A 15,251-nucleotide genomic window follows, 5' to 3' on the forward strand; every position below is an offset into this window, starting at 1 on the left:
TATGATTGGAGCAAAAGCTATATATGTGGGTTTGCGTAAGCAAATATTTGATGCGCTTGACCCAGAGGTAATTTCCAATCTTGACAAAGAACAGCTAGGCAAACAGCTCACGGGTGCGATCGATTTACTCATTAACCGAGAAAGTTTGTCTGTCCCTAAAGCGATTCGCCAAGATTTCGTAAGGAATCTTGTCAATGAGCTTGTTGGTCTTGGTCCATTGCAAACTCTAATGGAAGACGAATCCATTAGCGACATTATGATCAATGGTCACGAACATGTATTTATCGAACGTAACGGCCTAGTCGAGAGAACCCATGTAGACTTCATTGATGAAAGGCAGCTATTAGAAATCGCCAAGCGTATTGCTTCTCGTGTAGGTCGTCGAGTAGATGAATCATCGCCTACTTGTGATGCCCGCTTGGCAGATGGTAGCCGAGTAAACATTGTTATACCGCCTATTGCTATTGATGGCACTTCCATTTCTATTCGTAAATTCAAAAAACAAAGCATCGACTTTGAAAAACTGTGTGAATTTGGTGCCATGAGTATTGAAATGGCTCAAGTAATGATGGTCGCGGCTCGTTGTCGTCTTAATATTCTTATATCAGGTGGTACGGGCTCAGGTAAAACCACCATGCTAAATGCTTTATCTCAATATATTTCTGAAAATGAACGTATTGTTACGATAGAGGACGCAGCAGAGTTAAGATTACAGCAACCGCATGTCGTTCGACTGGAAACAAGAACCGCAGGCATAGAAAATACCGGTATTGTATCTCAAAGGGATCTAGTCATTAACTCATTGAGGATGCGTCCAGACCGTATCATCGTGGGCGAGTGTCGTGGAGCTGAGGCGTTTGAAATGCTACAAGCAATGAATACAGGCCATGACGGATCAATGTCAACGCTCCATGCTAATACGCCTCGTGATGCACTTGCTCGTGTAGAATCTATGGTAATGATGGCAACAAGCAACTTACCGCTTGAAGCCATTCGTCGCACCATCGTTAGTGCGGTAGATTTAATTATTCAAATAAGTCGATTGCATGATGGCTCACGTAAAGTAATGAGCATCACTGAAGTTGTTGGCTTAGAAGGAAATAGCGTTATTCTAGAAGAGATTTTTCGCTTTCAGCCCAGTTACCAGCAAAGTGAACAAGGTAAACTAGAGGGGAGCTTTGAAACAACTGGTTTGATGAAACGTTCAGTGCTCTACGAAAAAGCCCGATTCTTTGGCTTAGAAGAACGATTGATTGGTGCTTTTAAAAATTTGGAGCAAAAGGAGAAAAAGTAATGCTTGGCTTTTTCACTTTTTTAGTAGTGCTGGGCTTGTTTGGCTTCATGTATTCACGCAGCTTAGCTAAGCGAGCGAAAGTTACTGATTATCTTAATGAATATGCTCGGGCCGAACAGCCTAAGATATCCAATGCTCGTCAACAACTCGTTGATATGAAGAGTTTATCCGGTCGCACATTTGTAGATCGTATCATTAATAAATGGAACAATTTACTTAGCTTGCTGGGTAAAAACGGCTCACTTAAAATAATCATCTTTTTTGCTGTTTTGTTATTTTTGGCTAAGTTTTTCAATGATAATTTTGTGCAAACGAAATTTCATTATATTGCGATAATCTTTCTGTTGTTGGGCAGTTTTGTCGGTTATTCATGGTTGCAGTCCAGACAGAAAAAAGCCTTTGAAGAAGCTTTCCCTGTGGCACTTAACATGCTCACCAGCGCTGTATCGGCGGGTGAAAGTATTACTCACGCAATCAGCTATGTTGGCGAGGCATTAGAAGGTCGAGTTGCAGAGGAATTCAGTACCATGGGTAAGCGTCTGCAATTAGGTGAAGCACCTGAAGAAGTCTTCCGCAAGTCTTGTGTGCGCTTTCCTTACCCTACCTTCTATTTCTTTGTTATTACGATTCAGGCCAACATGGAGCGTGGTGGACAACTAAAAGATATTATTCAGCGTCTTAATCGTTTGATGTTTAATATCCGAGCGATTGAGAAAAAGAAGAATGCACTGACCTCAGAGGCTCGTGTCTCCGCTAAGATTGTTGGTGCCATACCCTTTATTTTCTTAATTATGATGCGTTTTTTGAGTCCTGAAAATTTTGAGTTCGTCATGGAAGACCCAAATGGTCGCTTGTTACTCTACTATATGTTGGCCAGTGAAGCACTTGGCATAGCTATCATATGGGGGTTAATGAAAAGTGTTCGTTGAACTGTTTTCAGACAAAGTGTTTGTCTCTCTGCTGCTTATTTTCTACATTTTATTGGTGGTGTCTATCATGGGCTACCGCAAACAGAAAAGTCAGGGGATGCAGTGGCTAATGCAATATCATCAGTCATTGGGGCAGAAAAAACACTGGCGTATACTTCGTTCAGTTGCAAACTCTGTAAGGCTAGCCTTTTCAGCAACCGAAGCCGATATACAGAAAAAGTTTGCTGCAGCAGGTTTTTATAATAAGCAGGTTGCTTTGTATTATATGCCGCTGAAATATTTGGTTTTGCTAGTTGGTGGTGGCGTCTTTTATTGGCTATCCAGTCAAAATGATTGGGAAACGGCCAATTTATTTATCATCGCTTTAGTTTGGTTAGTGTGTATCTTAATCTTACCTGATGCTTATCTTGCAGCGAGAGCAAAAAGCCTGAGTGTTAAAATCTCTAATAAATTACCGTATATGATTGATCTATTAGCAGTGTGTGTACAAACAGGTATGACGATTGAAGCGTCTATGGCCTATCTAAGTAAAGAGATGGCGTCGTTCGATAAAGATTTAGGGCATATGCTCAATAGAACAAATGACAGAATTCAGATTATAGGTATTGAACAGGCGTTAGCCGAATTATATGAAAGGGTGCCAACCAATGAAATGCGCAGTTTTGTGATGACGTTAAACCAAAGTCTACAATACGGCACGTCTATCTACACAGTTTTGACGACATTATCATCAGAAATTCGTGAAGTCCAAATGTTGGGGTTAGAGGAGAAAATCGGCAAATTGTCTGCCAAAATGTCGGTTCCTCTAATTTTATTTATTATGTTTCCTGTCGTGATTCTAATTGCGGCGCCAGGCATTATGAGGATGATGGGATAATGGCTAAATTATGGCTAATAAGTATCAGTGCTCTGTTACTGGCTGGATGTGCTGCAGGATCGAAATCCGATTCTAGTGCTGATTTTAATGCTTCCAAGTGGGATGAGACTTTTTTAGAGCAGTCGCAAAATTATCCGCGCTTAATTGAACTCTATAAAACTCAGTTAAAACAAAAAGAAAGCTCGGATACGCGTTTAAAATTAGCGCAAGTGTATGTCGATACTGGTGACAATGAATCGGCTTTATTTACCCTTGTGCCTCTTATAACTAGCACTCATGCAAATGCTAAAACCTTTTATTTACAAGGTGTAGCACAGTACAACCTTGGTATGCTGCCACAGGCGCTGCATTCATTGGAAATAGCCGTTAAAAAATCCACTGATGATGCTCGTGTTATTAATATGTTGGGCGTTACTCAAGCCGAGTTAGGTCAATTATCTGATGCTCGGGGATCATTCAACAGAGCGCGTGAGCTGATGTACGACGATGTAGCGATTAAAAATAACTTAGCGCTGCTGGATATGATCGAGGGTGATTTTAAACAAGCGGCAGCTCGATTGATGCCAATATACGTTAATACTCCCTCTAAAGCAGACGCTAAAGTGAAAGCTAATCTTGCGATTATCGTATCAAAACTCGGTAGTTTTGAAACCTTGAAATCGCTTTATTCAGGTAAATACAGCGAAGCGCAGTTGTTCGATATTTTTCATGGTTTAAGAGCCAGTGAGCCGGCAACTCGAACTTCTCAAAAAGCCATCACGCAACCAATTAGAGATGAGTCCAGAGTAAGCTCGCTCCATTCTGTTCAACCTAGCTCATCCCATAAACAGAGTGCCCTTGTAAACGACAATGCAAACGCTATCGCGAGTAAAAAAACTGAACCAAAAGCTGTTAAGCCACTTGAAACAGTGCTTACAGCGGAATCGCACTCGCTAACAAAAGAATCCTCTCAACGAGTTAAGCCGGTAGCCTCTGAGACTATGGCTTACAATGCCAAGCCTGTTATACAGAAGTCAGTAATAAACGAATCGACAGAGCATAGAATAAAACCTTCGAACGGTGCTGACTTCGATATACCCAAAAGCGTGTATTTATCAGAGCAGGTGGGTAATCCTGAAATACCGTTAGGAGCGCAAAAGGGTTTTGTCGATGCCGAGGCAGAGCGGACTAACTTTTCAGAATTAACGGGCATAGAAAGGCGTTACGATAGTAATAGAGTCGTCACAGCGCCCGAATTGGAAAATAAACGGCAACAGCCAAAAGATGAGTTGAAAACGAACGCTACTGTTGTCACCAAAGAAAATAATTTTGCTGATTTAGTGGGGGTAAAACGACAATATTCTTCGTCTAAGGGTTTAGTTTCCGATCAGCAAATTTCGCAGCCATTGGTACTCGACGTTCAGAGTGCTAAGGCTCGTTCAATGGACGAGTCTGCAGGTGAATCAGGAAAGGCGCGCATACCTGATAATACAAATAAATGGGACTTTGTTAAGTTAGGGCGCTACTCTTTAAAGAGCGAACGAGGCTTGGACATCCCCGTGGCGCAGTTTCGACATCATGGTAATTTAATTGATATCACATTGGATTCAGAGGCAACGGTTATTGCCGTTGAATAGTAGAGGCCAAACATGAGTTTGCTTAAAATTTCCAGTCATTTTAAACAGCGCAAATTTAATCGATCCTCTAAACGAGGTGTTGTGGCTATAGAGTTTGCATTGGGTTTTGGTGCTTTCTGGGCAATGTGTTTGCTATGGGCTGAAATGAGCTATATGTCATATGTGTCAGCGTTAGGAGATGTGTTGATATCCAATGCAAGTCACTATGCAAAACTGAACCCCAATGATCTAAGTAATCAGAGTCAAAAAAACTTCAATCAAGACTTTCAGAGTATTATTGGGCAGCAAGACAGCGTGTGGAGTGCATTAGTAACACCGGAAGGGTTTAAAACCAGCATTCAATTCGTTCAAAATTACAGTGATCTTGCAGCGCTTAATACCGTATGCCCGACAACCAAGTCTGGCAACCAATGTGGTACAGCGATAGGGGCTCCAATTGCAATTTATCGTATTAATTATGCGTACCAGCCAATATTTTCCGGACTCTTTGGAAGTGGTACGGATATATTTGCTCGAGAAATGATCGTCATTCAAGAGTATCAGCGAGGCTAATATGCTAAAGGTGAAGCGGCACAATAATCGTAAATCTTCATTATCGATTACTCGGCAAACTGGTACATTCATGGTCGAATTTGCCATCGTGGGAGTTTTTTTTGCTGCGGCATTAGCATTCTGTAGCGATGCCGTCCTTACCATTGCAACAAAAGGCAAATTAGATCGCTTGGTTTACTCGGGCGTAAGTTTACTCAAAGAGCGTACTGCGTTGTTTGACCCTAACACCTTAACGGTTAGCGCAGCGGAATTTAATCAATTGGATAGCATCATGCAGAGCTCACTCAATCGAATGATAGGAAATTTTGAGGCTAGCAAATATGGTTTAAGACTGGAAACATGGGACCCCGTTTCTGGCCCAGCCACAACAACTGGTGGTGCTTTAACATGTTCGGCTAAAGATCCTTTAACAGGAGACATGTCGGTTATGACGTCATGGGGACGACGAGCGTCGCTGTATCGCTTAACCGCCTGCTACAAAGTGCCTACTTGGTTTGATCAAGGGCAAAGTGTCATTGAAAGTGCTGCACTGATGATTGGCCGATAAGTAAGATTAATGTCAGGCCGTAGTGATATAGCTACCATGCTTGTAAATGAGATCTTTTTTTGTAGAAAATACGATCAGGTCGTATAGTTAAGATCTAGGCAATTTGAAACTAACTAACCGCATCGCTCTCATGCGTTCCAATAGGCTACAGAATGAAATATTACCATTCAGCAAAACGACAGTCTGGACTTGCCGGATTGATGTTTATTTTGATTTTTCCAGCGCTGTTTGGCTTATTTGTCTGGGCAATAGATGGCGCGCGAATGTTGCAAAGTGATGCACGCCTTACCGATGCTATGGAAGTAGCTGTATTGGCTGTTGCCGCACAGGCATCAGATCAGAACAGTGACCGCACAGTTACTGCGGAGCGTTTTATTAAACAGTACTTTAGTGATGCCAAAAACGTTACTGTTACATCCAGCAAACAACCAAAAATAGAAGGTACGGGCAGTGATGAAAAACGCTTTTTTGAATACAGCCTAACTGTCTCAGTAGAAAGAGATACCATCTTTCCTAGCAGTCAAAGCTCCTCTTTAAGTTATGGTGATAACTTTACAATGGGTCGTACAGCGGTTGCGCGCAAAGGGTTGTCAGAAGCTGTGGATGTGGTGCTTGTCTCCGACTATTCCGCTTCAATGTATAATTATTGGGGGGGGCAGCGCAAGTTTAAAAACTTAAACAATATCGTTGATGAAATTGCTGATGAGTTAAAGCATTACAATGACCAAAACCCTTCATTTGTTAATACCATATCAGTTGTGGGTTTTGATTATTACACTTCTGAGAATAAGACTTATCAAAAAGAAGAATATGTGCCTGTTGAAGAGTGTGGATATGACTGGAAAGGTCGTTATAAGTGTAAAGACGTTTGGAAGAAACAGATGGTAGATGTAACTGAACGCTTCTTTGCTCATCATCTGGTGTGTAATCCAGGGTATTACAATTTAACGAGTGATTGTAGATACTATGGAAATTTTTATCAGGATGCTATATTTAACGCAAGTGATATTAATGCTACTGCAACAGTCGCTAATATCTTTAACCTGAATCACCCATCGCATCAGCATAACTTACCTGATGATAATAATGTAGTGACGAATATTTCGGTATTTGAGACCATACCGTTAAGCAGCGACTTCCAGAATGTTAAAGATATTGTAAACGACTCAAGCCGTTTTGACATACCTGGTAATGATGGCAGCGGTACGGCTTCCTATGCCGGTTTAATTCGCGCGGCTCAGATTGCTAAAACAGGCACGAATCCGAGACGTTTAATTATAATCCTTTCAGATGGCGTGGATTCAAAGGTTAGTGTTACGAATAAATTGATTGGAGCAGGCTTATGCTCAACTATTGTTAATAAACTAAGTGAAGATGTGATTGACGGTAAGAATGTCCGTGCTGAGCTGGCCGCGATTGGTTTTGATTACAGTGTATCAAGCAACCCACAGATGGCTGCTTGCGTAGGGCAAGATCGAGTGTACTCTGCAACAGATACCGAAGATATTAAGAATAAAATCCTCAGCTTAATTTCGGAAGAAGTTGGCAATTTAGTACGTTAATGCCATCAAAGACGGAGTAATTTTATGAGATCCACAAGGTTATGTATGGTGCTTGCGTTAAGTTCCATTGTTGGCTCCGGTTTGCATGCCGCCAATGACTCAAATGCACTCAATTACTATTGCAACGGTGATGGTATAGAGTTTCAGCAATCAGTCAGTGTAGGGCAGGGGACTCGCGTTCATTTAAATCAAGGCAGTTACTCATATGTCATTGATCCTATGCCGATTGAACCTTCTTACGACTTTATTCAACAGCAGTTAGTTTCGGTTGGTGGTGTCAGCTCTGAATGTGCGGAATTTCTAATGACCAAAGGTGATCAAGCATTGTCTGCTGATGGTGTGATGGCGCGTGTACATTTTGCCTTTGACAGCAGTGAGCTCACAGAACAGTCACGTTACATTTTAGATCAGTTACTAGACCGCATACAGTACTCAAACAAAGTCGTACTGGAAGGACACACAGACAACCTAGGCGACAAGCAATATAACTTTACCTTAGGTGCGAATCGAGCCGTGGCTGTATCGAACTACATGCAGCAGCACCCTAATACACCGTACAACTTAGTTAAGATCTCCAAAGGTGAGACTGCCCCCGTTGCTGATAATAGTACCGAAAAAGGTCGATACCTAAACCGACGAGTGGATATAAAATAGCCTAAAAATGACTTCCAAATTACATATTTGAATTTAATATGTAAAATCGTTGATATTTATTTTTAGAGATTAATGTATAGTTTCTGTTCTTCTTATGTATTTTTTAACTGAGAACCAGATTAAAGAAGTTAAAAAAAGCGCTAGGTAACTATCAACTGCATAATGCCACCCTAGATGAACAGAGCCTATCATAATCAAAAGCACGTAGATCCAAGCAATTACTCCAAATCTCTTATTTAAACTGTATATAGACATAGCGATTATGGAAGTCGTTGATACATGCATACTTGGAAGAGCAGAAATTCCCATTCCAAGTCCGCTCAGACGATTACTATAACTTTCCCATAGCGTGTCTTGTAGCGCCAATGCCCAAACTTCAAAGAAGCTGCTTTGGTTTATAAGCACTGAGTTTTGATAGTTTAAACGTTGCATTAGTTCGAAATATGGGTCAGATCCTCCATAGTATTCATTATAAAAGCACGGCCCAACTGAAGAGAGGAGCAATGCAGCAATATTTCCATTTATTATCCAGCATAAAAGAAAACTCAGAATAGCTTGCTTTCTTGCTTTGGGATTCTTTACGTAGCACATAAAAGATATCAAGAATATCCATATTATGAAGAACCATATATTGTAAAAAAAGTTTATCACGCCAGTCGTAAGTGGAGTAGAGAATATATAATGCGTTACTTGCCAAGGGTGAATCCCAAAAGATAAGGCCTTATCGATTTCCACTAAATATGGATCAAGATAAAAAGGTACTATATTTGGTATTGCATATTTAATGCTAGTATAAACTGAAAAAACGACTGATATTGCTATCGACAAAAAAATAAAGTTTGTGCTTTCATTCCAATGCTTAAAAGGCAAGGTGTAGAGTCTTAAAAATTCTTTTAATGGTGATTTTTATTTTTTAATGATGAGGAAAATATATTGAAAAAATAAAAAAACTAGAGATTATTCCGAAAACGAAAGCCTATAAATATAGGCTTATATTTATATCAATGTCTTTGTAGCTAAAATACAATAAAAAATGTAAAAGAACTGCTAAGATTGCAAATATGTAAAGAGCTGTGTCTCTCTTAATAGGTTGCAGTGCTTTTTTAATAAAATAAATCAAAATTAACAAGTCCTAATGGGTTCAACTTTCTTAGAGTTTTATACATAATAAGGGAGTATATAAAAGATAATGATTTATATTGTTTCGATTTTTTTGGTAGTAGTTTATTAACCATAATCCATATAGCTATTGTCATGAGTGCCCCAACATACCCATCGAGAGCATAGTGCCAGCCTAGATGCACAGAACCAACCATAATTACAACCATATATAGCCAAAAGATTAAGCCTACCCATTTTTTCAATGAATAAGTCGCAAGTGCCATAAGAGTAGCCATAGATACATGCATGCTTGGCATCGCAGAAATGCCAGATGCAAATTCACTTGATATCAAGGCGTAGCTTTGCCAAAGCATATCTTGAGTATTAAGAGACCAAATACCCAAAAAGTAGCCTTCATTTTCAAGGTACGTGTTCTGCTGCTTTAGTATCGACATTAAGTCATTAAATTGATTTCCGCCTTGATAAAGAAGATCATAAAAGCAGGGGCCAACAGAGGCAAGCAAAGTGGCTGAAACACTGCCATTAATTATCCAGCAAAGCAAAAAAGAAATTAGCGTAGCCTCTCTCATCACTATATTTTTGTATAAGCAAGTAAAAACTATAAGAAAAATCCAGCTTATGAAAAACCAGAGGTTATAAAAAAGATTTAGTATTGCGCTTGATAAAGGGGAAGAAAAAAATAATGTGTCATTTTCCAAGGAGGGATGTCAAAGTGGATATAGTTATCTAACTTTGATAAAACTGGATCCAAATAAAACCCCATATTTTTTGGTATTGAAATTTTAATATCAGTATAGATAGAGAAAACAAGAGATATAAGAGTGATGATAATTAAGAATTTTATGGTTTCTTCCCAATGCTTTAGCGGCTTTAAAGCTATGACGGAGAATTTTTTAAGAGGACTTCTTTCTCTTTTGATGATCAAGTAGATAAAATAAGAAAAAGAGGAAGCTAAAATAGTGATTGCTAAGGCTTTATATATAGTTGAAAAATATATTTAAGGTATATCTAATTCTTTTTTAATGGTAATTGAGTAAAATAAATATAATGAAATTATAAATCCAAATGAAAAGTAAATTATTTTATCTCTCGATAAAATAAAAGTTAATTTATTATTAATGGACATAATTTTCACTTTTTCTAAATGATATGTAGGATTTATCTTTCGACTAAATAGTCGTCCCTGAATAATTCTAAACCCATTGAATAAAAAGTGTTTTTATAAGATAGTTAATACCTAGATCTCGCTATAAATACGCCATAAGGCCTAAAAAGTTGCAGAAATGGGGGAGTTTTATGAAGCCTCGTCAGACAAAGACCGTACCGCAAAAGGATTTATTCCAACCACAGCTCGTTGACATCATTAACCCCAACCATCCTTTAGTTCGACTGGCTAAGGTCATTGATTGGAACCAGTTAGACAGCGAATTGGGAGGTCACTTCTCAACGGTGGGTACCGCCGCGTTACCCACTCGTCTTATGGCGGGATTGCTGTATTTGCAACACTTGCATAATTTGTCTGACGAAATGGTATTAGAGCAATGGCTTGAATCGCCTTACTACCAATACTTTTGCGGCGAAACCTTTTTCCAACACGACTTTCCGTGTCATCCAACCAGTCTTGTAAAATGGCGAAAACGGTTAGGAGAAGAAGGCTGTGAATGGCTGCTAACTCAGACGATAGAAGCAGGACTCAAACTAAAAGTCATCAAGCCAGCGAGTCTAAAGCGTGTGGTGGTCGACACCACGGTACAAGAAAAAAATATCACCTTCCCAACGGATGCCAAACTCTACAACAAGGCTCGACAGCAGCTCACTCAAATCGCCAAAGAACAAAACATCACGTTAAGACAAACCTACGACAAAGCTTGTCATGAGCTCATGCCAAAAATTGGCCGCTATGGTCATGCCAAGCAATACAAGCGCATGGGAAAAGCCATTAAACAAGTCAAAGGTTTTTTAGGGAGAGTGCTGCGGGACATTGATCGGCAAGTAAAACGACAAGGGTTAGCGCTCACCCAAAAACAGGAAGACACACTTAACCAAGCCTATCGATTGCTGAAGCAAACTCGCCAGAGCAAAAATAAGCTGTACAGCTTGCATGAACCCAATGTGGACTGCATCTCCAAAGGTAAAGCCCATAAACGTTATGAGTTTGGAGTGAAAGCCAGCATAGCCGTGACGGCTAAAGAATCCTTCATTGTAGGTGCAAGAAGCTATCCAGGTAATCCGTATGATGGACATACCCTGAAAGATCAACTGCAACAAGTAGAAACCTTGATTGGGCGAAAACCTGAAATCTGTTTTGTCGACCGAGGATATAAAGGATCAGGCGTGGAAGACATTAAAGTCTTGATTGCAGGGCAAAAACGCGGAGTCCCCAAGAAAGAGAAGAACTGGATGGGGAGAAGAAATAGCGTGGAGCCCATCATCGGGCATCTCAAATCAGATGGAAAACTCAGACGATGCTTCCTCAAAGGAATACTGGGCGATGCGATGAACGTGATCTTAAGTGCCTGTGGTCAAAACCTTCGTAAGCTGCTGAAGTGGCTTAATTTTGCCTTAGTCTGGGGTTGCTTTTATAGCGGGATGGAGTTGATACAAGCCTTATTGCCGCGAAGACTAGAAAATGAAATGGCATTTTAGACTAAAAACGCCATTATTCAGGGACGACTAAATAGAGTTTTTAAACTTATTTATTAAAACTCTATATAGTAATTAAAAAAGGACCTTATGAAGCGAAAAGTAGATTACATACTAAAACTGGTAACTAAAGCCAAGGTCAATGCTTTCACTCTTCATTTTGAAGATATCTATATTGCTGTCTTGATTGTTGTAATAATAGCTTGATTGGAGCGTGAGGTTACTGTTAATCGGATATAGGTACTGTAGAGATACACTCCATGACTTAGTGATGCGTTCTTCGTTATTATTTAGCGCAGGACTATAACCCTTATTGTCTGCAGTTCCGGTGATGCTAGCGCGAGATGTAAAATGCCCTTTGCCTATTGGTAAACCATAAAATATAGAGGCTTCATATATGCTACGATCGCCGCTACTACGCTCATCATTTAGAGCTTTATTAACCCCTAATCCAATATTAAAGCCAAAGTGATGATGATCTATAGTATATAGAACACCTGGCTCAAACATTAAGCTTGCCTCTCCGGGTAAGTCTTCATCATTAAAGTAGGTGTAGCTTGTATTAATATTGAGATAGCTAAGAGAATTCCGAGGTTTAATCCAATAATTTCCTTCTAAAGCAGAATAGAGTCCATCATCGCCTAGCCTTATATGGTTAATTCCTACGCTCCAGCTTTGATTAAAATATAGGCTTTCACTATCCTGTTCGTAACTAATTGAGAGCTGATCAGTGTCGTTACTCTTAGAGTTACTTTCTCGTATTTGTGCCGCTATAGTCAGTCGGGAAACTCCTTGATCATTCAAACTGTAATATTGCGACATCAGCCGACTATGATGGTAATCACCTGACTGTTGAGGTGAAGTATTTGTTACGTTAATAATTCCAAAACGAGTCTTAATGTCATAATTATCGATGTATGTGGCGTTATTTAAGTTGCTACTGTGTCCGTATAAGTATGAAAATTGGCTACGCCAAAGATGTTTTTCTTTACTCCATGTTTTTTGCCGTTGTTCTAAAGAAGCTCGTAAAAAAGGTGGAACGTTTTCTTCTTTAAGGAGCTCAGAGTTAACTTGTAGTGCTCCTAGTAACTGACCATTTTGATAAAGTGCAAGAGCATAATCGATTCGTGCAGAACCATTATCAGGGTTAATTAATAAGGCTCTTTCTAGCATTTCAATGGCTGTACTAATGTTACCTGTATAGAGCAAAGAGGCCCCATAAAGAGCAAAGTAGTCGCTATTATCTAAGCAGTTTTCCAACCGAGGTGATAGAAGGTCGCGCGTTTCCTGCCATACATTAAGGGATGGGCTTAGAGGTATATTGTCGGGAATTTGGCAGACCTCTGCCGTAGAAGCCTCTGACGGGCTTGCGCTCAGAGTGATTACCGATGTTAACGCGGCCAAAAAAGTAAAGTGATGATTCATGTATTATTAGCTGTGCCAGCGTCCTTGTGTACATTTATACGTCCCTCATTCTAAGAGGCGTTCCTTATTTAATGGCTGCGAACCATTCTAAGGACTTTGCTATCGATGCCTACTATGGGATCTATATGATGAGATTTAGGAGCGAATAATACATGAGGAGTTGTTAAACCATCAAGTAAGAAAGAGCCTTGCGACTCTAAAGCATCACCTTGCAAGTCACGCGCAGCGCATTCCCCTACAAGAACGGGCTGTGCCAAGTCTTGCGTCATCTCTTGCATACGTAAAACAATGGTTACTGTATCCCCTAGTAAAGTATGATGACGACGATGCATTGGACCAATTGAGCCTACTAAAGTTGGTCCTCGCTCAATTGAAATACCTAATGCAAGAGGCTCTAAACCTTTAGGTGGCTGCTGAGGTAAAATACGGATGATCATTTTTTGTAACGCATCAGCTGCGTTAAGTGCGTCATTTGTTGCGCTATTAGAATGAGTGCTTGGCCAGCTTGCTAATAATGAATCGCCTTTATACTCTTCAATTTGGCCGTCAAATGCCTCGATAATTTGAGTCGCATTGACAAAAAAACAGTGCAGTAATGCAGCAGCCTCTTCTGGAGGACGACTTTCTTCAAATGCTGAGAAATTACGTAAGTCAGCACACATTAATACTAAATCATGACGACTTGCTTCAATTGCGCCAGATGGGCTACGAGTTAACAGACCTTGGGCTACGGATTTCGGTAGGTAGCTACTTAGGTGACTAAAAACTCTAAGATGTTGGTGTCTAACTACTTGATGATCTGCCAAGACGAACAAAGTACCCGCTAAAAAGCTAAATAGGGCTCCATTAAACCAACCTAGCCAAATATCATAGCGTAGTAGGTAGGCGTGTAATACTAATGCAGAAATAGGCAGTATTAACCCAGCAAGAGGAAGTGCGTAAGCTGAAATCTTATTTTGCGTACGAGCCAAAGTAATTAAAATCGCACTCACAAGGACACCAAAAAGAACTAAAAGATACGTCGCATAATCTGGTGTGTAAGGTGTTCTACCATCTAATAAACTGCTCAATAGACGTGCTTGTAGCTCTACACCTGGGGTAGTACCGCTGTGCGGTGTTGGCACAACATCACCTAAACCAAATGCCGTAGCGCCTACTAAAACCCAAGTATTTTCCAATAGCGAAGACGGTGCCGAGCCATTCAAAACATCCGCTGCGGATACGACTTGGAAGCTATCTGGGCTCTGACGATAAGATAGGCGCATATTACCTTGCTTATCAATTGGTACAGATAAACCAAAATACGAGTCTATGGAGACTTTCCACTTAGATGAAAAGAGACCTTCATCTTGATGTACAGATACGCTCGGAGATACTTTACTAAGACTACTTAGTAGCCCTTGTAACGCTAAAGAAGGGTACACTTGGCCGTCTACACAGACTAGTGGCGGCTGTTTTCGAACCATACCATCACGATCTACAACAGGGGTAATGTGACCGACTTGTTGAGCAGCTAAAGTAGGGGTATTTGCAAGATAACTGGTTGCCTTAGGCGCTGGGTATTGGCAACGTGTATTATCTAGTGCACCATTAAGTTGACCTCCACGTAGTGCAGATTGACCATTAAAAATAGGCACCTGAGCAAGCACGCCATTATTGTTGGTCAAAGCCTCAAGGAATAATGCATCACCAAGCTTTGCCTCTGGAAAAACGACATCGTAAAGCTGTAAGGAAACGCCGTAGTCAGCAAGTTTATTTGATAAATCCGCCATTGTGCTACGTGACCACGGCCAAGCACCGACTTCTGATAGGCTTTTTTCGTCAATAGCGACGACGGTAATACGCTCTTCTTGTGCTTGTTCAGGAAAAAGGCTCCACAATAATGAGCCGCCTTTTTCTTCATATTCGTACTTCAAATCGGAAAATACAAAACTGAACAATAGCGTTAAAGCAAAAGACAGAGCGAGCAAACCTATTAGGAAGGACACGCTCCTATTGCTTGATGGTGTGTAAGGTGAGCTCGTGGCTAC

Annotated in this window: 12 protein-coding genes and 1 pseudogene; 9 read left to right on the forward strand and 4 right to left on the reverse strand. The window is 40.3% G+C overall.

Translation table 11 applies throughout. The features are described from left to right. Position 1: 1 nt before the first annotated feature. The 8 genes from ACPUEK_RS05690 (at position 2) to ACPUEK_RS05725 (ending at position 8,031) form a co-directional block, all read left to right on the forward strand. On the forward strand, positions 2-1,294 hold the full coding sequence (locus tag ACPUEK_RS05690; RefSeq protein WP_425642600.1) for a CpaF family protein: 1,293 nt from the start codon (positions 2-4) through the stop codon (positions 1,292-1,294). Beyond that, on the forward strand, positions 1,294-2,223 hold the full coding sequence (locus tag ACPUEK_RS05695; protein ID WP_425642601.1) for a type II secretion system F family protein: 930 nt from the start codon (positions 1,294-1,296) through the stop codon (positions 2,221-2,223). Before ACPUEK_RS05690 ends, ACPUEK_RS05695 begins: the two co-directional genes overlap by 1 nt. Beyond that, complete coding sequence (locus ACPUEK_RS05700) at positions 2,213-3,100, forward strand: type II secretion system F family protein (RefSeq protein WP_425642602.1); 888 nt, start codon at positions 2,213-2,215, stop codon at positions 3,098-3,100. Before ACPUEK_RS05695 ends, ACPUEK_RS05700 begins: the two co-directional genes overlap by 11 nt. Then, a complete protein-coding gene (locus ACPUEK_RS05705; RefSeq protein ID WP_425642603.1) occupies positions 3,100-4,716 on the forward strand; it encodes a tetratricopeptide repeat protein in 1,617 nt (538 codons plus the stop codon). Before ACPUEK_RS05700 ends, ACPUEK_RS05705 begins: the two co-directional genes overlap by 1 nt. Before the next feature lie 12 nt (positions 4,717-4,728). Further along, positions 4,729-5,268: a hypothetical protein gene (locus ACPUEK_RS05710; protein ID WP_425642604.1), complete on the forward strand. Its 540-nt coding sequence runs from the start codon at positions 4,729-4,731 to the stop codon at positions 5,266-5,268. A gap of 1 nt (position 5,269) precedes the next feature. Further along, positions 5,270-5,815, forward strand: a complete 546-nt coding sequence (gene tadF / locus ACPUEK_RS05715) for a tight adherence pilus pseudopilin TadF (RefSeq protein WP_425642605.1) — start codon at positions 5,270-5,272, stop codon at positions 5,813-5,815. 152 nt (positions 5,816-5,967) lie between these two features. Beyond that, positions 5,968-7,377 carry a hypothetical protein gene (locus ACPUEK_RS05720; protein WP_425642606.1) on the forward strand — a complete coding sequence of 470 codons (1,410 nt, stop codon included), beginning with the start codon at positions 5,968-5,970 and terminating at the stop codon, positions 7,375-7,377. Between the two features lie 24 nt (positions 7,378-7,401). Further along, complete coding sequence (locus tag ACPUEK_RS05725; RefSeq protein WP_425642607.1) at positions 7,402-8,031, forward strand: OmpA family protein; 630 nt, start codon at positions 7,402-7,404, stop codon at positions 8,029-8,031. Positions 8,032-8,100: 69 nt separating this feature from the next. On the opposite strand, the gene ACPUEK_RS05730 is transcribed toward ACPUEK_RS05725, so the two are convergent. After that, a complete protein-coding gene (locus ACPUEK_RS05730) occupies positions 8,101-8,901 on the reverse strand; it encodes a phosphatase PAP2 family protein (RefSeq protein ID WP_425642608.1) in 801 nt (266 codons plus the stop codon). A 233-nt stretch (positions 8,902-9,134) separates the two neighbouring features. Then, positions 9,135-9,851 (reverse strand): phosphatase PAP2 family protein, encoded by a 717-nt coding sequence (locus tag ACPUEK_RS05735; RefSeq protein ID WP_425642609.1) that lies wholly within the window; start codon positions 9,849-9,851, stop codon positions 9,135-9,137. Between the two features lie 598 nt (positions 9,852-10,449). Between ACPUEK_RS05735 and ACPUEK_RS05740 the strand changes: the two are divergent. After that, positions 10,450-11,733: pseudogene (locus ACPUEK_RS05740) on the forward strand (IS5 family transposase); the annotation flags it as partial. Positions 11,734-11,910: 177 nt separating this feature from the next. Here the strand turns inward: ACPUEK_RS05740 and ACPUEK_RS05745 are convergent. Together ACPUEK_RS05745 and ACPUEK_RS05750 are read right to left on the reverse strand one after the other, a co-directional pair. Next, the gene (locus ACPUEK_RS05745) at positions 11,911-13,221 is read right to left on the reverse strand and encodes a tetratricopeptide repeat protein (protein WP_425642610.1); all 1,311 of its coding nucleotides are present in this window, start codon (positions 13,219-13,221) and stop codon (positions 11,911-11,913) included. Positions 13,222-13,289: 68 nt separating this feature from the next. Then, entirely contained in the window at positions 13,290-15,209 is a 1,920-nt protein-coding gene (locus ACPUEK_RS05750) for a CHASE2 domain-containing protein (protein ID WP_425642611.1), read from the reverse strand. Between the last annotated feature and the right edge of the window lie 42 nt (positions 15,210-15,251).

It is taken from the genome of Marinomonas gallaica (assembly GCF_049821165.1).
Classification (GTDB): Bacteria; Pseudomonadota; Gammaproteobacteria; order Pseudomonadales; family Marinomonadaceae; genus Marinomonas; species Marinomonas gallaica.

Coding starts and splice junctions, on each gene's coding strand:
- ACPUEK_RS05690 (WP_425642600.1), top strand. CDS start 2: ATGATTGGAGCAAAAGCTATATATGTGGGTTTGCGTAAGCAAATATTT.
- ACPUEK_RS05695 (WP_425642601.1), top strand. CDS start 1,294: ATGCTTGGCTTTTTCACTTTTTTAGTAGTGCTGGGCTTGTTTGGCTTC.
- ACPUEK_RS05705 (WP_425642603.1), top strand. CDS start 3,100: ATGGCTAAATTATGGCTAATAAGTATCAGTGCTCTGTTACTGGCTGGA.
- ACPUEK_RS05710 (WP_425642604.1), top strand. CDS start 4,729: ATGAGTTTGCTTAAAATTTCCAGTCATTTTAAACAGCGCAAATTTAAT.
- tadF (WP_425642605.1), top strand. CDS start 5,270: ATGCTAAAGGTGAAGCGGCACAATAATCGTAAATCTTCATTATCGATT.
- ACPUEK_RS05720 (WP_425642606.1), top strand. CDS start 5,968: ATGAAATATTACCATTCAGCAAAACGACAGTCTGGACTTGCCGGATTG.
- ACPUEK_RS05725 (WP_425642607.1), top strand. CDS start 7,402: ATGAGATCCACAAGGTTATGTATGGTGCTTGCGTTAAGTTCCATTGTT.
- ACPUEK_RS05745 (WP_425642610.1), bottom strand. CDS start 13,221: ATGAATCATCACTTTACTTTTTTGGCCGCGTTAACATCGGTAATCACT.